The sequence below is a fragment of the Pseudomonas sp. FW305-3-2-15-E-TSA4 genome, from assembly GCF_058787295.1.
Genome location: NZ_JBYSZP010000004.1, coordinates 63,955 through 81,641 on the forward strand (window position 1 = coordinate 63,955; position 17,687 = coordinate 81,641).

The 17,687-nt window shown below is 59.3% G+C and carries 19 protein-coding genes and 1 pseudogene; 7 read left to right on the forward strand and 13 right to left on the reverse strand.

What is annotated here, in order from left to right:
• The first annotated feature begins 57 nt into the window (after positions 1 to 57).
• A complete protein-coding gene (locus AC3WMV_RS06505; RefSeq protein WP_103368968.1) occupies positions 58 to 615 on the forward strand; it encodes a hypothetical protein in 558 nt (185 codons plus the stop codon).
• 126 nt (positions 616 to 741) lie between these two features.
• On the opposite strand, the gene AC3WMV_RS06510 is transcribed toward AC3WMV_RS06505, so the two are convergent.
• The 3 genes and pseudogenes from AC3WMV_RS06510 to AC3WMV_RS06520 all read right to left on the reverse strand — a co-directional run bounded on the left by AC3WMV_RS06510 (position 742) and on the right by AC3WMV_RS06520 (position 3,357).
• Positions 742 to 1,281 (reverse strand): methyl-accepting chemotaxis protein, encoded by a 540-nt coding sequence (locus tag AC3WMV_RS06510; protein WP_256214240.1) that lies wholly within the window; start codon positions 1,279 to 1,281, stop codon positions 742 to 744.
• A gap of 3 nt (positions 1,282 to 1,284) precedes the next feature.
• Positions 1,285 to 2,118: pseudogene (locus AC3WMV_RS06515) on the reverse strand (PAS domain-containing protein); the annotation flags it as partial.
• Between the two features lie 348 nt (positions 2,119 to 2,466).
• The gene (locus AC3WMV_RS06520) at positions 2,467 to 3,357 is read right to left on the reverse strand and encodes a LysR family transcriptional regulator (RefSeq protein ID WP_103368940.1); all 891 of its coding nucleotides are present in this window, start codon (positions 3,355 to 3,357) and stop codon (positions 2,467 to 2,469) included.
• Between the two features lie 99 nt (positions 3,358 to 3,456).
• Here AC3WMV_RS06520 and gstA point away from each other — a divergent pair, with 99 nt between their 5' ends.
• The gene (gstA, locus tag AC3WMV_RS06525; protein ID WP_103368939.1) at positions 3,457 to 4,050 is read left to right on the forward strand and encodes a glutathione transferase GstA; all 594 of its coding nucleotides are present in this window, start codon (positions 3,457 to 3,459) and stop codon (positions 4,048 to 4,050) included.
• 125 nt (positions 4,051 to 4,175) lie between these two features.
• Here the strand turns inward: gstA and AC3WMV_RS06530 are convergent, their stop codons facing one another.
• From AC3WMV_RS06530 to AC3WMV_RS06545, 4 genes are all read right to left on the reverse strand, one after another.
• A complete protein-coding gene (locus tag AC3WMV_RS06530) occupies positions 4,176 to 5,189 on the reverse strand; it encodes an ABC transporter substrate-binding protein (protein ID WP_027612580.1) in 1,014 nt (337 codons plus the stop codon).
• Complete coding sequence (locus tag AC3WMV_RS06535; protein ID WP_027612579.1) at positions 5,186 to 5,713, reverse strand: sigma-70 family RNA polymerase sigma factor; 528 nt, start codon at positions 5,711 to 5,713, stop codon at positions 5,186 to 5,188. The genes AC3WMV_RS06530 and AC3WMV_RS06535 overlap by 4 nt, the downstream gene beginning before the upstream one ends.
• Positions 5,714 to 5,837: 124 nt before the next feature.
• Positions 5,838 to 6,629, reverse strand: a complete 792-nt coding sequence (locus AC3WMV_RS06540; protein ID WP_103369639.1) for a phosphate/phosphite/phosphonate ABC transporter substrate-binding protein — start codon at positions 6,627 to 6,629, stop codon at positions 5,838 to 5,840.
• A gap of 157 nt (positions 6,630 to 6,786) precedes the next feature.
• Positions 6,787 to 7,728, reverse strand: a complete 942-nt coding sequence (locus tag AC3WMV_RS06545) for a fatty acid desaturase (RefSeq protein WP_096795058.1) — start codon at positions 7,726 to 7,728, stop codon at positions 6,787 to 6,789.
• A 324-nt stretch (positions 7,729 to 8,052) separates the two neighbouring features.
• On the opposite strand from AC3WMV_RS06545, the gene AC3WMV_RS06550 reads away from it, so the two are divergent.
• Entirely contained in the window at positions 8,053 to 8,472 is a 420-nt protein-coding gene (locus AC3WMV_RS06550) for a GNAT family N-acetyltransferase (RefSeq protein WP_103369640.1), read from the forward strand.
• 129 nt (positions 8,473 to 8,601) lie between these two features.
• Here the strand turns inward: AC3WMV_RS06550 and def are convergent, their stop codons facing one another.
• From def to AC3WMV_RS06565, 3 genes are all read right to left on the reverse strand, one after another.
• Complete coding sequence (gene def / locus AC3WMV_RS06555; protein ID WP_003227403.1) at positions 8,602 to 9,141, reverse strand: peptide deformylase; 540 nt, start codon at positions 9,139 to 9,141, stop codon at positions 8,602 to 8,604.
• The gene (locus AC3WMV_RS06560) at positions 9,138 to 10,094 is read right to left on the reverse strand and encodes a YihY/virulence factor BrkB family protein (protein ID WP_096795060.1); all 957 of its coding nucleotides are present in this window, start codon (positions 10,092 to 10,094) and stop codon (positions 9,138 to 9,140) included. The genes def and AC3WMV_RS06560 overlap by 4 nt, the downstream gene beginning before the upstream one ends.
• A 163-nt stretch (positions 10,095 to 10,257) precedes the next feature.
• Positions 10,258 to 10,449, reverse strand: a complete 192-nt coding sequence (locus AC3WMV_RS06565) for a CsbD family protein (protein WP_027612573.1) — start codon at positions 10,447 to 10,449, stop codon at positions 10,258 to 10,260.
• Positions 10,450 to 10,645: 196 nt separating this feature from the next.
• On the opposite strand from AC3WMV_RS06565, the gene AC3WMV_RS06570 reads away from it, so the two are divergent.
• Positions 10,646 to 11,023 (forward strand): hypothetical protein, encoded by a 378-nt coding sequence (locus tag AC3WMV_RS06570; protein WP_007969330.1) that lies wholly within the window; start codon positions 10,646 to 10,648, stop codon positions 11,021 to 11,023.
• Between the two features lie 164 nt (positions 11,024 to 11,187).
• Here the strand turns inward: AC3WMV_RS06570 and fadD1 are convergent, their stop codons facing one another.
• Complete coding sequence (gene fadD1, locus AC3WMV_RS06575; RefSeq protein WP_003227414.1) at positions 11,188 to 12,885, reverse strand: long-chain-fatty-acid--CoA ligase FadD1; 1,698 nt, start codon at positions 12,883 to 12,885, stop codon at positions 11,188 to 11,190.
• 362 nt (positions 12,886 to 13,247) lie between these two features.
• Entirely contained in the window at positions 13,248 to 14,936 is a 1,689-nt protein-coding gene (gene fadD2, locus AC3WMV_RS06580) for a long-chain-fatty-acid--CoA ligase FadD2 (protein ID WP_103369641.1), read from the reverse strand.
• A 241-nt stretch (positions 14,937 to 15,177) separates the two neighbouring features.
• Here fadD2 and AC3WMV_RS06585 point away from each other — a divergent pair, with 241 nt between their 5' ends.
• Positions 15,178 to 16,122 carry an alpha/beta hydrolase gene (locus tag AC3WMV_RS06585; RefSeq protein ID WP_103369642.1) on the forward strand — a complete coding sequence of 315 codons (945 nt, stop codon included), beginning with the start codon at positions 15,178 to 15,180 and terminating at the stop codon, positions 16,120 to 16,122.
• A gap of 41 nt (positions 16,123 to 16,163) precedes the next feature.
• On the forward strand, positions 16,164 to 16,634 hold the full coding sequence (locus AC3WMV_RS06590) for a MaoC family dehydratase (protein WP_003227420.1): 471 nt from the start codon (positions 16,164 to 16,166) through the stop codon (positions 16,632 to 16,634).
• A 124-nt stretch (positions 16,635 to 16,758) separates the two neighbouring features.
• Here the strand turns inward: AC3WMV_RS06590 and AC3WMV_RS06595 are convergent, their stop codons facing one another.
• Positions 16,759 to 17,226, reverse strand: a complete 468-nt coding sequence (locus AC3WMV_RS06595; protein ID WP_003227422.1) for a ferritin-like domain-containing protein — start codon at positions 17,224 to 17,226, stop codon at positions 16,759 to 16,761.
• A gap of 206 nt (positions 17,227 to 17,432) precedes the next feature.
• Between AC3WMV_RS06595 and AC3WMV_RS06600 the strand changes: the two genes are divergently transcribed.
• Complete coding sequence (locus AC3WMV_RS06600) at positions 17,433 to 17,669, forward strand: DUF3820 family protein (protein ID WP_003227425.1); 237 nt, start codon at positions 17,433 to 17,435, stop codon at positions 17,667 to 17,669.
• The last annotated feature ends 18 nt before the right edge of the window (positions 17,670 to 17,687 follow it).

A 17,687-nucleotide genomic window follows, 5' to 3' on the forward strand; every position in this document is an offset into this window, starting at 1 on the left:
AGGCACGGTAATTGCTCGGATATGCCCGTCAGCAATTATCCAAAGGTCTCCATCATGATGTTGGTCAGTGCCAAACAGCAGCAGCTCATCCACCTGCCCAAGCGGCTGGCGGATGACGCGACCACGACCGCCGCTGCCGGTCTGCAAAGCGGCCTGCACGGCGCCATGCTGCAATCGCTGCAGAACCAGGCTCAGTCGCAGGCGACCGACGCGACCTCCAAGGTTGAGGATTCGGCCACGCAGATCGCCACCCAGCAAGTGGCCGCCGCCGCGCGCATCAGCGATAACGTCGACGAAGCGTTCGCCAAGACCCGTGTCGGCCTGAAAACCACTGATGCCACCAGTTCCAAGCCCGCTGGCACGTCGGCCACCGACGCGTTCAAGGACTACATGAGCAAGTCGCCGGAACAGCGCCTGCGCGACAGTATCCTTCAGAGCATGGGCATCACCGAAGACGACATCAAAGCCATGCCGCCAGAGAAACAACTGGCCATCGGCAAAGAGATCGCCGAGCGTCTGCAGGACAAGATGAAGCTGGCGCAAGCGGAAAAAGACAACGTCAATGACGTCAAAGACAGCGACAAACTGGCGGACAAGTTTCTCGCAGCGCTGTGATCTGAAAGTTGCTTAGAAACCAATGTAGGAGTGAGCCTGCTCGCGATAGCGATACATCAGTTACTTATCCAGTGACTGACGCACCGCAATCGCGAGCAGGCTCACTCCTACAGTTGTTGATGGGTGTCAGTTTAGTTGCAACGTCGCATTGAACTGCCCGATCGCATCCACCACATGCCGTGATCCCTGCTGAATCTCCAGAATCACCTCCCCCGCCTCATTCGCCAACTCCACACCCAGCCCGGTGCGACTCAGACTCGACTGCATGCTCGACACCGCGCTCAGCGACAGGTCATGGTTTTTGCGTACCACTTCGACAATCTCCAGGGTCGCCTGACTGGTGCGCGCCGCGAGACTGCGCACCTCATCCGCGACCACGGCAAATCCGCGTCCGTGTTCACCGGCTCGCGCCGCTTCGATGGCCGCGTTGAGCGCCAGCAGGTTGGTCTGGTCGGCGATGCCGCGGATGGTCTGGACGATGGTGCCGATGATGTCCGACTGCTTGCTGACCGCATCAATGCTCAGCGCCGCTTCGTTGAGGTCGCGGGAAATGTCCTGAATGATCTGCACCGTTTGCTGCACCACCTGTGAGCCTTTTTGCGCGCAGGCGTCGTTCTGTACCGAGGTGCTGTGGGCCGATTCCGCGGCGTTCTGCAGCGTAGTCATTTGTTGGGTGATGTCGCTGGCGAACTTCACCACCTTGTACAAACGGCCCTTGGTGTCGAACAGCGGGTTGTACGAGGCTTCGAGATAAACCATCTGCCCGGACTTGTTCTTGCGCTCGAAACGGTGCGAGTGATATTCGCCGCGATTGAGCGACGCCCAGAACGCCTTGTACTGCGCCGATTCGGATTCGGAACGGTGACAGAACATGCTGTGGTGATGGCCGACGATTTCGTTGAGCGAGTACTGCATGGTTTTCAGAAAGTTGTCGTTGGCGGTAATCACGTTGCCGTCCGGGGTGAACTCGATCACCGCCATCGAACGGCTTATCGCCGCCAGCATGCTTTCTTCTTCGTGCTCTTTGTTGACCCGGGCGGTGATGTCCGACGCCACTTTGATCACACTTTTGACTTGTTTGTCCGCGCCGTACACCGGCATGTAACTGGCTTCCAGCCAGATCTCCTTGCCGGACTTGTTCAAGCGCAGAAACGTGCCGCTGATCGGCTCACCCCGGGCCAGGTCGCGCCACAATTTGGCGTACTCCTCGCTGCGGTAAAACGCTTCTTCGCAAAACACCCGGTGATGTTTTCCCCGCACTTCCTCGGCGCTGTAACCCATGGTCTTGCAGAAGTTTTCGTTGGCATCCAGAACAATGCCTTCGGGGGTAAATTCAATCATCGCCATCGAGCGGCTGATCGCTTCGAGCTTGGCGTTGGCTTCGGTCAAGGCGCAGCTGAAACGCTCGATTTCCTGCAGGTCAGCCTTGTGATGTAGGTTGAACATGGTTGTATCACCTTCCGCGCGGTCTTTTGATTTGATGAAAGTCAGGTCTTTCAGCATCCACCACTACGTTCCACAGAACAGGCACACGCATTCCTCCACGGGAGGAAGTTGTCAGGTGATAAATGATGTTTAATCCGAGGGTCCATGCAGCGACGCTCTAATCAAGACATCCTTCTCTTGATAGCCCAGCAGCGGGCCAGCCCTAACGTGCAGAAAACTTCCATGTACAACTTGCTCCTTGTTGGTTCAGTGTCCGGTGCCTTGGGTTGCGCACTCTGGCAGCGTTGAAATCACGGCTAACAGATGACGGTCGACATAGTTAGTTACAGCTAGCATAGCCATCGCCATGCCGTGCGCAAGGCCACTAGTCGGCCAGTATCTGGCACTTTTTGCACAAGAAACGGTTCAGCGAGCTGTCGCGCCCGCCGTCTCCGCCACCAGATCCAGCAACGCCTGCACCGCCGCTGGCGGCGTCTGCCCCGCAGGCAGCACCAGCGAAAACACCCGTTCGATACGTGGCTGCAGGGCAATCACGCGCAAGCCCTGGCGCTCGGCCGGCAAGGTCATTTCCGGCACCAGGGTCACACCGAGGTTTTCCCGCACCAGAGTGAAGGCGCTGCTCCATTCACGCACTTCGACCCGCACATCCTGCAACTGCAACCCGGCCTCGGCGGCGAGGCTGCGGGCGTTGGTCGAGCAACCGCCGGTGGCCAGCACAAAAGGCAGCGCCGTCAGTTCTTGCAGGCTGACGCCCTGCTCGGTTCCTCGCAGCGCCAGCGGATGCCCTGCCGGCACCACCGCTACCCATTCATCCCGACCCAATGGCCCGGCGTTACGCTCGGGTGCCGGGTTGAGCACCACGCCAACATCCACCAGGCCGGCCGCGAGCAGGGTTTCCACCTCGTCATCGCTGACCTCCAGCGCCACCACTTCGATCCCCGGATACAGCCGATTGAACTGACGCAGCAGCGGCGGCAGAAAACTCGCCAGCACCATGGGGAAACTCGCCAGGCGGATCGTCCCGCGCAGCATCGGGCGCACGCTGTCGACGGTCTGGCGAATGGTTTGCAGCGCGCCGAGCATCAGCCGCGCCTGCTCGATCACCGGCAGGCCGATGGCGGTGGGCAGGGTCTGTCGGCTTTCGCGGCTGAACAGTTGCACGCCGAGGGTTTCTTCCATCAGCGCCAAGGCCTGGCTCGCGCCGGACTGGGTCATGCCGACCCTTTCGGCAGCGCGAGTGATATTGCCGTGATCGGCCACGGCGACCACCAGCCGCCAATGCATCAGGTTCATCATGGCAGTAGCTGTCCTTATGACTGCTTTCTGAAAGATTAATTTTACCGAGGGTGCGGCGCACTATGACACTGGCGCCAAATCCTCACCAGAGAGCTGCCGATGAAGCTGTATTACGCCCCGCAAGCCTGTTCACTGGCGCCGCACATTGTCTTGCGCGAACTGAAGCTGCCCTTCGTGCTGATCCGCGTCGACAACCGCAGCAAGCGCACCGCCAGCGGTGAAGACTTTCTCGCGATCAATCCCAAGGGGTACGTCGCGGCCCTGCAACTGGACGACGGCACGGTACTGACCGAAGGCCCGGTGATCCTGCAATATCTGGCGGATCTGCAACCACAATCGGGACTGGCGCCAGCACCCGGCAGTTTTGAAAGGCTGCGTTTGCAGGAGTGGCTGAATTTCATTTCGAGCGAGATCCACGGCGGGCTTGGTGCGCTGTTCGATGAGCGGTTGCCGGCCGAGGTGATCAAGGAGAAGTTGTTCAAGCGTTTTGCGGTGTTGGTCGCGGTACTGGAGCAGCAGGAGTATCTGTTGCCGAGCGGCTTCAGCGTGGCGGATGCCTTGTTGTTTGTGGTGTTGCGTTGGGCCGGGTTGTTCGGGATTGAGCTGGCGCAGTGGCCGGCACTGGCGCGGTTTCAGGCGCGGATTGAGCAGCGGCCGACCGTGGCGGCGGCGTTGGCTGCGGAAGCGGCGTAAGTCTTTAGATCATTCGCGAGCAGGCTCGCTCCCACAGGGGTTTTGTGCACGTCAAAAATCCAGTGTGGGAGCGAGCCTGCTCGCGAAGGCATCAGTTCAAACAACACCGATCAACCGGCAGAAACTCAAAGCCCCGCCGTCACCTTGCTCGCCACCTCCCCCGGTACCCACGCCCTCCACACCTGCGGCTGATCGCGTAAAAATGCTTCGGCTACCTGCCGTGGTGGCTGGCGTTTTTCGCTCATCCCGGCCAGCGTCTGGTTCAGCAGATCAATCGGCAAATCGACTTTCTCGAAGAACGACACCAGCTCCGGGTATTGCGCCTTGAACGGCGCCGACACGCCTATCGCCAGGCTGGCCGGCATCGAGCGGGTGCCCTTGGGATTCGGGTTGTTGGCATCGGCCAGGGTTTTCCAGGCTTCAGCATCGAACGGCGGCTCTTCGAGCTTCACCAGTTTGAAGCGCCCGAGCAGCGGCGTCGGCGACCAGTAATAGAACAGCACCGGTTTGCCGCGTTTGATCGACGACGCCACCTCGGCATCCAGCGCCGCGCCGGAGCCGGTGCGGAAGTTGACGTAGCTGTCGGTCAGTGCATAGGCCTTGAGCTTCTGGCTGTTGACGATCTCCGAAGTCCAGCCGGTCGGGCTGTTGAGGAAGCGTCCACGGCGCGGGTCTTCCGGGTCGCGGAACACGTCCTTGTAGCGCGGCAGGTCGGCCACCGATTTCAGCTCCGGTGCCAATGGTTTGATCCCGCGCTCGGGGTCGCCCTTGATCACGTATTCCGGCACCCACCAGCCCTCGGTCGCGCCCTTGACCGTGTCGCCAAGGCCGAACACCTTGCCTTCATTGGCGGCCTTGACCCACGCCGGACTGCGCCCGGCCCATTCCTCGCCGATCACCTGAATATCGTTTTTCGCCAGCGCAGCTTCCAGGCTGACGGTGCTGCCCGGCAGCGTGTCGGTCGGGTAGCCGTAACCTTTTTCGACGATCAGGCGCAGCACTTCGGTGATGAAACTGCCGCTTTCCCAAGTGATGTCACCGAAGTGGATCGGTGCGGTTTTTTCCGCCGCCGAAACAGCGCCGACGCTCAGGCTCAGCGCCAGCAACGAACGGCCGAGCAGGGTTTTGATTGATCTCATGCGGACCTCTTGTCTGTCAGGATTTGGTTGGCGCTGTGGCGGTCGCACAGGGCTTGGGAGCGGCTCATGTAAACGCTGACCGAACGCTGGGAGATGCCCAGTTCGGCGGCGATTTGCGGGTAGGTCAGGCCATCGATCCGCGCCAGCAGAAAGGTCGAACGGACCTTGCCGGGCAGGCGTTGCAGGCTGTGGTCGAGGCGTTTGAGGGTCTGGCTCAGTTGCGCGAGGTCTTCAGGCGAGATAGCGACCTCGACGTCGATCTGCTGCGCATGCCGGCGCTCCAGATCCGCCCGGCGCCAGCGCTGATAAAGCAAGCGCTGAGCAATCGTGGTGAGCATCGCGCGGGGTTCGCGAATCGCCGTGATACTGGGCGCCTGAAGCAATTGCGCGAAGGTTTCGGCGGCTATGTCTTCCGCGCCTGCGGAGTCGTGCAGATGTCGGCTCAGGTAAGTGCACAGCCAGCGGTAGTGGGCGCGGAACAGAGCGTCGAGATGATTGCGGTGAGCGGTGTCGGCGCCGGACATAAGGGCTCCTGGGTAAGGGTCGCTGAATGTCCGGTGATCCGGTGGCGCGATCGTAGCAAGGCGCCTTATGCATTAATAAGATTAATATTTCATTTTTATATTCTTTTTGGAAATATAAGGCTGTTCAGCGCAAGCGGCCGTAGCCCAACTCTTCAGCCTCACGTTGATAGTCGAGCAAGATCTGATAATCGCTTTCGCTGGCGGGCAACACTTCAGGCAAGCCGAGGATCTGCGCCACATCAGGCAATTCACGCAACGCCTGATTCATTACCCGGCGCAACTGTCCGATCTGCTCATTCGTGGCAGTCGCGGCGGTGATAAACGGCAACGTCGGGCTGAACGCACTACGCGCCACAACCCGCAATCCGTTGACCTCCTCAGGTGCGTATTGAGCAAGGCAGGCATAGGTCACGCTGTCGATCGCCGCCAGATCGGCGCGCGCTTCACGCAACCAACGCAGACTTTCGCGGTGCGCCCCACTGATGCCGACCGTGGCGAAAAACAGCCCATCGCGGTGTAAGGGCGCCAGACGCTGGCGCAACAGGTTCATGCCGCTGTTGGAGTCGTCACTGTTGATCACCCCGCGACTGCCACGAAAATCCGCCAGGGTTTTGCGCGTATCGTCTGCACGGCTGAGGATCAGGCTGCAGTGATTGCCGGCGCTGGCGTCGGGCAGTTCGTAGCGTGGACGTCCGACGATGCGCACCTGATCGCGCAGCAAGGTCATCAAGGGATAGCCGCAGGTCTGGGTCAGCAGCAGATCCGGCGACAACCAAAGCTCGGGGAGCGACAGGCTTGCGGCGTTGAGGCGGGAATGGCCGAGGTGTTCGAGAATGCGGGCGATCCAGCGTTCGTTGGCCGCGCGAATGGGCTCGGGGGCGGTGTACATCAGCAGTTCGAGGTGGTGTTGGGTCATACACGTTATTTCCCTGCAAATACTTACCCCTGTGGGAGCGGCGGTGCGACGATTCGACTTGCTCGCGAAAGCGGTGTGTCAGACACCAGACATGTCACTGTTCTACCGCTTTCGCGAGCAAGCCCGCTCCCACAGGGGTTTTGTGGTGTTTTTGAGGTTAGTGGTAAGGATGTTGCGGACTGTCGATCGGCTTCAAACCGTGCTGCCGCCACAACTGCCCATAACCCTGCACCAGAAACCCGCCACTGCGCGCTACCCATTGTTCGCGGCGCATCCGGTAGGCCGCCGGCAAGTCATACCACGCCAGCCCCGGCAGGTCGTGATGCACCAGATGAAAATTCAGATTCAGAAACAGCCAGCGCCACGGCCAGCCGGCTTCGTTAAGCACGGTGCGCTGCTCCGGCTGAACGTGCGGGCGGTGTTCATAGTAGGAGCGGATCATCGCGATCGACAGTGCCGGCACACTGATCAGCAGCAGGTAATGCCAGACCGGCAACACGCTGAAGCGCGCGATAAACCACAGCATCAACACGCTGAACGCACCGTGGGTCAGCCACATCGACCAGGCCTGACGCTCGCGGTTTTTCAGGCGTTGCAGTTCTTCGGCAGCCAGTGCGATCAATCCCAGCGGCGCACCAATGATGAAGCGGCCGATTACGGTTTTATTCAGCCAGTGCAGGCTGCGTTCGAACAAGGAACTGCCCTGCCAACGCGCGGCCGTCAGATAACGGCTTTCCGGATCGATACCGGGCACAGTCAGGTGTTCATCGCGGTGATGCAGCAGGTGGCTGTCGCGATACAAGGTATACGGGTACCACACCGCAAAAGGTGCGTAGCCGAGGATTTTATTGAAAAGCACCGAGCGGGTCGGGTGCCCATGCAGCAATTCATGCTGCACTGACAACCACAGCACCAGCAGCGGAATGAGCAGCAATGTGCTCAAGCCGCGACCGAGCCAGTGGCTGTTGAGGATGATTGCGAACCAGCCGCCATACACGCCGATCAGCAGCAGCCAGGTCGGCCATTCGGTGCGAGCGGTGAAGCGCTGGCGCAGGGTTTCGATCTGCTGGCGATGGTCGGCGTCGAAGTAATTCGGCATGGCGTGGCTCGGAACGGGAATCTTCCCCTTCTGTGCAACGAAGCCGAGCAATCTTGCAGATTATTTTTGCGCTGAAACGGGAGCCCGGGGGACGGGCTCCCGAAGGACGTGATCAATGACCGAAAATATCGACCTTCTTGGCTTTCTTCTCTGCACGCTTTTCAATCGCCGTCTTCACCGGTTTCTTCTTCGCGGCTTTCTTTGAATCCATACCTTTGGACATGATGCGTACTCCACTCACAGGGATATAGGCTCAGGTATACACCTATCGCGCGGCGCGCGTTCTTTTATAATCGGCGCTTTGCCCGCCGCCAGTCCGATCCCATGCCCGATACCCGATACGTCCTGCTCGACGAGCCTTTGTGGCCGTTGATGAACAAGTTTTACCGCCGCCACCAATCGTCGATGAAGGCGGTGCGCGATGCGCAGTTATGGGTGGCCCGTCGAGAGGACATCGTTGCCGCATTGTGCTTGCGGCCGGTGGCGGGCGGGTACTGGTTGAGCGGATTGTTTGTTGATCCGGGTTGCCGTGAGCAAGGGATCGCCGGAGAGTTGATCACGGCGGCGGTGAAGGATTTGCAGGAGCCGGTGTGGCTGTTCTGTCATCCGGACTTGCGCGGGTTTTACGAGCGGCGCGGTTTCAGTTTCGATCCCGCCCTGCCCTACGCACTGGCCGAGCGGTTGAGCCGGTATGCGCGGAGCAAGCCGATGATTGCGATGGGGCTGGAACCACATTCAATCTAAGATCACAGATACCCTTGTGGGAGCGAGCCTGCTCGCGAAAACGGTGTGTCAGTCACCAAATTGATCACTGATCGAGCACATTCGCGAGCAGGCTCGCTCCCACATTGGAAAGTGAAGGTAGTCTCAGGATCAATCGTCAGCCGTTGGATCGAGATCCGGGAACATCACTTCGGTAAAGCCGAACTTGCTGAAATCGGTAATCCGCGACGGATACAAGCGGCCGATCAGATGATCGCACTCGTGCTGCACTACCCGCGCATGGAAGCCTGACGCCACGCGTACGATCGGCTCGCCCTTGGGATCAAAGCCTTCGTAGCGAATCTGCTGATAACGATCCACCGCACCGCGCAGGCCGGGCACCGACAGACAGCCCTCAAAGCCCTCCTCGGTCAGCGGACTCAGCGGCGTGATCAGCGGATTGATCAGGATCGTCTGCGGCACCGCTTCGGCGTCCGGATAACGTTCGCTGTGCTCGAAACCGAAGATCACCAGTTGCAGGTCGACGCCGATCTGCGGCGCAGCCAGGCCGACGCCACCGACGCTTTCCATGGTCTGGAACATGTCATCGATCAGTTGCCACAGCTCGGGGCTGTCGAACATTTCCGGCGGCACCGGTGGAGCAATGCGCAGCAGGCGTTCGTCGCCCATTTTGAGGATTTCACGGATCATGGTCGGGCTTCGTCAGTGTCCGGCTTGAGCGAGTGGTCGCGCCCCAGGCCAGAGACATGTTGTTTGGGATGTTCATCGAGTTCGCCGGGGACTTTCTCGCCCTCGTCCTTGCCCTCGCTGGACATGTGTTCGATCACCGCATTCATCTCGGCGCCGAGCAGCAGCACCGCCGAGGAAATGTAGAAATACAGCAACAGCACGATGATCGCCCCGATGCTGCCATACATCGCGTTGTAGTTGGCGAAGGTTTTGACGTAGAACGCAAAGCCCAGTGAGGCGATGATCCACACCACCACGGCGAGTACCGAGCCGGGGGTGATGAAACGGAATTCCTGTTTGACGTCGGGCATCACGTAATAGATCAGCGCCACCGCGACCATCATAAGGATCACGATCACCGGCCAGCGCGCAATCGTCCACACGGTGACGATGAAGTCTTCCAGCCCTACCTGCGCGGCAATCCAGCCCATCACTTGCGGCCCGAGCACCATCAGTGCGGCCGCCACCAGCAACATGCCGGCAATGCCGACGGTGTAGAACACCGACAGCGGAAAACGCTTCCAGATCGGCCGGCCCTCGACCACGTCGTAAGCGGCGTTCATCGCACTCATCATCAAGCGCACACCGGCAGATGCGGTGTACAGGGCGATGACGATACCGACCGAAAGCAAGCCGCCCTTGGACTGCTGCAATTGATCGATCACCGGGTTGACCTGTTCCAGCGCCTGCGGTGGCAGCACCAGTTCCGACTGCAGGCGCAACCAGGTGAAGAAGTCCGGCAGGTGCAGGAAACCGATCAGGGCAATCAGGAACAGAATGAACGGGAACAGCGAGAACAGCATCTGGTAGGCCAGTGCCGAGGCGTAGGTCGACATCTCGTCGTCGACGAATTCAGTGACCGTGCGCACCATCACCCGGTGCAGTGGCAGACCTTTCATGTCTGGAAAAATCATTCGCGTCTCCTTTCGCCGCATTACAGGTTGAAGTCGTGGCGACTCAGGGGCCGTTTTCTACATCACGGTAGCCTACTTGGCGACCTTCGTGGATGGCTGTCGGTTTTTGACACAAAAACGGCCATCCTTGGATGGCCGCTCGTGTGTTTCGTTCAAGGCGGAATTACGCCTTGTCGACACCTTTCTTGATGGCGTCTTTGGCTTTGCCGACAGCTTGCTGGGCTTCGCCTTTTTTCTCTTGCAGTTTGCCTTCGGCTTGCAGCTTGGTGTTGTCGGTTGCTTTGCCGACGCCTTGCTTGACGTTGCCGACTGCTTCGTTAGCCATGCCTTTTACTTTATCGCCAGTGCTACTCATGGTGTTTCTCCTTGGTGCATTGAAGGGGAAAAGTCAGTACGTAATGATTGACTGGCCGGGTTTGCCACGAGTTTCATTTATTTTTGCCCTTCATTTCGTCGTGCCATGCAGGTTGGGCTTTATGTTTGCCCCGCAAGCCCCGAGAATGCGCACCTATGGGCGCCGTGCGCCAACGATCAGATCCCGCAGGAATGTTATGAAACTCGATAAAAAGCAGGCCATTGCCCGTCGCAACCAGGAACTGGGCGGCGCTGTGCTCGGCACCAACAACTGCCACTTCGCCGAATTGAACCGCAACCGCAACATCTGGTGGTTCGACCTGCCGGTGACGCGCCTCGCCGTCGGTCAGTACGAGTGGATTCACCTGCTGATGCACACCCCGGCCACCGACGAACTGCTGCACCTGAAAGTGCCGACCGTGTTCCTGCGGGAAAAGCTCGAAGGCCTGGTGATTCGCAACGAAGGCAAGCGCAAGGCGGCGTTGAGCCTGGAATTGAGTGCAGACAAGGATTCGTATCTGCAGGACATGCGTCCGGCGGGAACCAATGTGAATTTCGCGCCGTTCCGGCAGTAACCGAAAAGCTTCGCGAGCAAGCCCGCTCCCACATTTGACTGTATTCCAACTGGAGGAACGCGGTTGAATGTGGGAGCGGGCTTGCTCGCGAAGGCGGCATCACAGTCACTACAGATCCACCACCTACTCCAACAAAAAGCCCCGCATCTGCGGGGCTTTTTGCTTCAGGCGGCGGACTTGGCCTTGATCTTCTTCAGCTCTTCATCACGCAACTCACGACGCAGGATCTTGCCGACGTTGGTGGTCGGCAGCGCATCGCGGAACTCCACCGAACGCGGCACCTTGTAACCGGTGACGTTGGCGCGCATGTGCTCCATCACGGTTTCCTTGGTCAGGGTCACGCCCGGCTTGGCCACGATGAAGATCTTGATCGCCTCGCCCGACTTCTCATCCGGCACGCCGATGGCCGCGCACTGCAATACGCCCGGCAGGGTCGCCAGCACGTCTTCCAGTTCGTTCGGGTAAACGTTGAAACCGGATACCAGGATCATGTCTTTCTTGCGATCGACAATGCGCATGTAGCCATCGGGCTGGATCAGCGCGATGTCGCCGGTCTTCAGCCAGCCTTCGCTGTCGAGGATCTCGTCGGTGGCTTCCTGACGCTGCCAGTAGCCCTTCATCACTTGCGGGCCCTTGACGCACAGCTCGCCGATTTCGCCCATAGGCTGCTCGACACCGGCATCGTCAATGACTTTGCACAGGGTCGACGGCACCGGAATACCGATGGTGCCGATCTGGATGTTCTGGATCGGGTTGACCGTGGCCACCGGGCTGGTTTCGGTCATGCCGTAACCTTCGCAGATCGAGCAACCGGTCACTGCTTTCCAGCGCTCGGCGGCGGCCAGTTGCAGGGCCATGCCGCCGGACAGGGTGACTTTCAGATTGGAGAAATCCAGCTTGCGGAAACCTTCGTTGTTGCACAGCGCGACGAACAGCGTGTTCAGGCCGACAAAACCGCTGAACTTCCACTTCGACAGTTCCTTGACCATCGCCGGCAGGTCGCGCGGGTTGCTGATCAGGATGTTGTGGTTGCCGATCAGCATCATCGCCATGCAATGAAAGGTGAACGCATAGATGTGGTACAGCGGCAGAGGGGTGATCAGGATCTCGCAACCTTCATTGAGGTTGGAGCCCATCAGCGCCTTGCACTGCAGCATGTTGGCGACGAGGTTGCGATGGGTCAGCATCGCGCCTTTGGCCACGCCGGTGGTGCCGCCGGTGTACTGCAACACCGCGACATCGCTGCTGTGCGGATTGGCTTCGGCCACCGGCTGACCCTGGCCCTTGCTCAGCACGTCGTTGAACTTGACGGCTTTGGGCAGGTGATAAGCCGGGACCATCTTCTTCACGTACTTGATCACGCTGTTGATCAGCAGGCGCTTGACCGGCGGCAGCAGGTCGGCGACTTCGGTGACGATGACGTGCTTGACGCCGGTCTTCGGCACCACGGCTTCCGCCAGGTGCGCCATGTTGGCCAGGCAGACCAGGGCTTTGGCGCCGGAGTCGTTGAATTGGTGTTCCATTTCCCGCGCGGTGTACAGCGGGTTGGTGTTGACCACGATCAGCCCGGCGCGGATCGCACCGAAGACGGCCACCGGGTACTGCAGAACGTTGGGCAGTTGCACGGCGATTCGATCACCGGGCTGCAAGTCGGTATGCTGTTGCAGATACGCGGCAAACGCACCGGACAATTCGTACAGTTCACCGTAGGTGATTGTCTTGCCCAGGTTGCTGAAAGCCGGCTTGTTGGCGAAGCGTTGGCAGGATTGCTTCAACACTGCCTGAATATTCGGGTACTCGTCTGGATTGATGTCGGCAGCAATTCCAGCCGGGTATTTATCCTTCCAAAAGTCTTCGATCATGGAAGCCCACTCCTCAGCAACGCGAATTCTTCACCGCATTTGATGCGATTATTATTGGTGTGTGTTTTGTATTGGTGAATCTGGCTTTTCTACAGGCCGAGAAGTCACAAAGCGCGCCGAGAGTAGCAGCTTTGCCGAGGGCCGACTAGAGCCAAAAGCGGCCTCCATGGTCACTTTAGTGACTCAAGACTTTCCAGCAGTCATTTTAGAGCAAAAATCCTATAACACCCTGAAAGCCCCGGTTTTCCGGGCCTTCCCCCCCAAAAAAGCATCGCGGGCAAGCCCGCTCCCACAAGGTTGATGGAGATCCCTGTGGGAGCGTGGCTTGCCCGCGATCCGCGCCACGCGCGGCCATTCACCGATCAGGCGATATCGCGCAACTCCCGCCGCAGAATCTTCCCGACCGGCGTCATCGGCAATGACTCACGCAGCACGATGTGTTTCGGCACCTTGTAAGCGGTGAAATTCTCTTTGCAGTACGCCTTCAGTTCTTCGAGGCTGACCCCGGTTTCCCGCGCCACCACAAACAGCTTCACCGCTTCGCCCGAACGCTCGTCCGGCACGCCGATCACCGCGCAGTTGGCGACTTTCGGGTGGGCCATCACCACGTCTTCGATCTCGTTGGGGTACACGTTGAAACCGGAGACGATGATCATGTCCTTCTTGCGATCGACGATGCGTACGAAGCCGTCCGGGTCGATCACCGCGATATCACCGGACTTGAACCAGCCCTCGGCATCCAGCACTTCGGCGGTGGCCTCGGGTTTGTGCCAGTAGCCTTTCATGATCTGCGGGCCCTTGATGCACAACTCGCCGCGCTCGCCCATCGGCTGCTCGACACCCTCGTCATCGATGACCTTCAGCAGCGTACCCGGCACCGGCAGACCGACCGTGCCCAGACGCGACTTGTCGCCATACGGGTTAGTGCAGGCCACCGGCGACGTTTCCGTGAGGCCGTAACCTTCGGTGATGCGGCAACCGGTGATCTGCTCCCAGCGCTCGGCGGTGGCCTTGACCAGCGCAGTACCGCCGGAGTTGGTCAGCTTGAGACTGGAGAAATCCAGGGTCTTGAAGTCCGGGTGCTCCATCAGCGCGACGAACAACGTATTCAGTCCGAGCAACGCCGAGAAGCGCCAGTTCTTCAGCTCTTTGATGAAGCCTGCGATGTCGCGCGGATTGGTGATCAGCACGTTGTGGTTGCCCGATACCATCATGCACATGCAATTCGCGGTGAAGGCATAGATGTGGTACAGCGGCAGTGGCGCCACCATCACCTCCTGCCCTTCGCGCAGCAGCGGCTGACCGTCAGGCCCCAATTGCGCAAGACACGCGCGCACCTGCTGCATGTTGGCCACGAGGTTGCCGTGGGTCAGCATCGCGCCCTTGGCCAGGCCGGTGGTGCCGCCGGTGTATTGCAACACGGCGATGTCGTCGAGACCGACCTTCAACGGCTTGATCCCCAGACCACGGCCCAGGCGCAGCGCACTCTTGAACGAAATCGCCTGCGGCAGCGAATAGTCCGGGACCATTTTCTTCACTTTGCTGACCACGGTGTTGATCAGCCAGCCCTTGGCGGTGGGCATCATGTCGCCCATCTTCGCTTCGATCAGGTACTGGATGTCAGTGTCCGGCAGCACTTCCTGGACCTTCTGCCCGAACATGTTCAGGTACACCAGCGCGCGGGCACCGGAATCCTTGAACTGGTGGCGCATCTCGCGCGCGGTGTACAGCGGGTTGGTGTTGACCACGATCAGCCCGGCGCGCAAGGCACCGAACACGGCAATCGGATATTGCAGCACGTTGGGCATCTGCACCGCGATGCGATCCCCCGGCACCAGATCGGTGTGGGCTTGCAGGTAACCGGCGAACGCCGCGCTGTAGCGCTCGAGTTCAGCGTAGGTCAGGGTCACGCCCATATTGCTGAAGGCCGGACGGTCCGCGAATTTCTTGCAGGAACGCTCAAACACCTCGATCACCGACTTGAACTCGCCCATGTCGATGTCCAGTGGTACGCCGGCGGGGCGTTTGTCATTCCAGAAATCAGGTTGCATTGTTCTTGTCCTCTTTACCTGAATCGATCCGGGAGCCGCTTTTCTGTGGTTTCGCGCTGATCCCTGAGGGCACAAAGCAAAAAGCGGAGCTTCACGGACACTAGCAGTTATGGCCATTGAGGCAAATATGGGCGATGGCGACATTGATCGTATGAATCTTCCTGCCGTGGCGTGAGCTGATCGGACGCGCTATACAATGCAACGACTGCGGGCCGATACCGCTCGATAAAAAGGAATTGCCATGATCCACCGAGGCTTTTGGCTGGACGCGAGTGACCGCAGCCGCCTGTTCGTCAACCAGTGGTTGCCGGCTGCGCCCTTGAAAGCGCTGATCCTGCTGGCCCACGGCATGGCCGAACACAGCGCGCGCTACGAGCGGCTGGCGAATGCGTTCTGTGAACAAGGCTACGGTGTGTACGCCCCGGATCTGCGCGGCCATGGCAAAACCGCCGAACACGGGACGCTCGGGCATTTCGCCGATGACGACGGCTGGTGCAAGGTGATCGGCGATCTGGCCAGCCTCAATCAGCACATCGGCCAGCAGCATCCCGACGTGCCAATCATCCTGCTCGGGCACAGCATGGGCAGCTACCTCGCTCAGGGTTACCTGCTGCATCACAGCGCCAGCCTGCATGGGGCGATTCTCAGCGGTTCGAACTTCCAGCCGGTGGCGCTTTACGGCGCGGCGCGACAAATCGCCCGTTTCGAAAAACTGCGTCAGGGTGGCAAGGGCCGCAGTGCGCTGATCGAGTGGTTGTCGTTCGGCTCGTTCAACAAAAAATTCAAACCGGCGCGCACGCCGTTCGACTGGCTGAGCCGCGACCCGGTCGAGGTCGATCTGTATGCCAACGACCCGTTGTGCGGCTTCCGCTGCACCAATCAATTGTGGATCGACTTGCTCGGCGGCTTGCAGCAGATCAGCAAAGCGTCCAATCTCGCCCAGATCGACCCGGGCCTGCCGCTGCTGGTGATCGGCGGTGAATGTGATCCGGTGAGCGAAGGCAAGCGTCTGACAGATCTGGCCGAAGCGTTGCGCTCGGCCGGCAGCCAGAACCTGCAACTGAAGATCTACCCGCAGGCGCGGCACGAATTGTTCAATGAAACCAATCGCGACGAAGTGGTTGCCGATGTGCTGACCTGGATCGACCAGGCGCTGAGCCATCGCCGCCCCCATCGAAGCGAATAATTTTGTGGATTCACTTTAATCCGTCACAGGAATCAAGACCGATGACCCAGGTTACCAACATCCCTTACGAAGCCCTCGAAGTCGGCCAGACCGCCAGCTACAGCAAGACTGTCGAAGAGCGCGACATTCAGCTGTTCGCCGCGATGTCGGGCGACCACAACCCGGTGCACCTGGATGCCGAGTTCGCCGCCGCCAGCATGTTCAAGGAACGCATCGCCCACGGCATGTTCAGCGGTGCACTGATCAGCGCGGCCGTAGCGTGCGAGCTGCCTGGGCCGGGCACCATCTACATCGGTCAGCAGATGAGCTTTCAGAAGCCGGTGAAGATCGGCGATACCCTGACCGTGCGCCTGGAAATCCTCGAGAAGCTGCCGAAGTTTCGCGTGCGCATCGCCACTCGCGTGTTCAACCAGCGCGATGAGCTGGTGGTGGATGGCGAGGCCGAAATTCTGGCACCGCGCAAGCAGCAGACCGTGACCTTGCCGACGCTGCCGGCGATCAGCATCGGCTGATCATCAGGTACACAAAACAAAAGTGGGAGCGGGCTTGCTCGCGAAGGGGTCGTGTCAGCAACAGCATCGTTGCATGACACACCGCTTCGCGAGCAAGCCCGCTCCCACAGTTTTTTAGCGTGGCTTACGAACGAGCGCGAGCCTGGTTACGCAGGGCTTTCACCTGGTCGTGATTGCGTTGTACGCCGTGGTACTGACGCTCAACCAGGTCACGAATACCGACCAGGCCGTGCTTGTTGATTTTCTCGATGGCTTCACGATAAGCCTTCAGGGCGTGGTCTTCACCGCGCTCGGCTTCGTTCAGCACAGCCTCTTCGTCCTTGCCAGTGAACATGGCTTTGACGTCGACCCAGCGACGGTGCAGGTCACCGCTGACGCTGGTAGAGGTTTCCGGATCACCGCCCAGTTTACGCACTTCAGCCTGCAGTTCAGCGGCAGCAGTCGCGCAATCGGCAGAACGGGTCACGAACAGGGTTTTGAGTTCTGGATGCTTGATGTCTTCAGCGCAAGTCTTGAACCCTTCCTGGCCGTCCTTGCAGGTTTCGATCAGGTCGTTGAGTACAGAGATCGCTTCTTTATTCATGTCAGTCATTTTTTCAATTCCTTGCGGTTGGTTGAAGATGCAAGGGTTATTGCAGTGTGCGTGCCAGCTTTTCATTCAAAAATAAATCGTTATATTTCAATAAGTTAAAGATATTTGAACTATCTGTATCACGGTTATTTGCATGATCTGTCATTTGGCCTGCATGCAGAATGCCTGTATTTTCCTGACTGATTGAATCCAGATGATTGCCACTGATGAATCCTGAAAAGCTTGAGCTGTTGATCACCCGTGAAATGCCCTTCGGCAAGTACAAGGGCCGGATCATTGCCGACCTGCCGGGGCCTTACCTCAACTGGTTTGCCCGCGAAGGCTTTCCCCACGGCGAACTCGGCGGACTGCTGGCGCTGATGCAGGAAATCGACCATAACGGCCTGTCGGATCTGCTCGAACCACTACGCGCCAAACACGGCAAACCTGCCCCGCGCCACTGAAGCGCCCTCCTCCCTAGA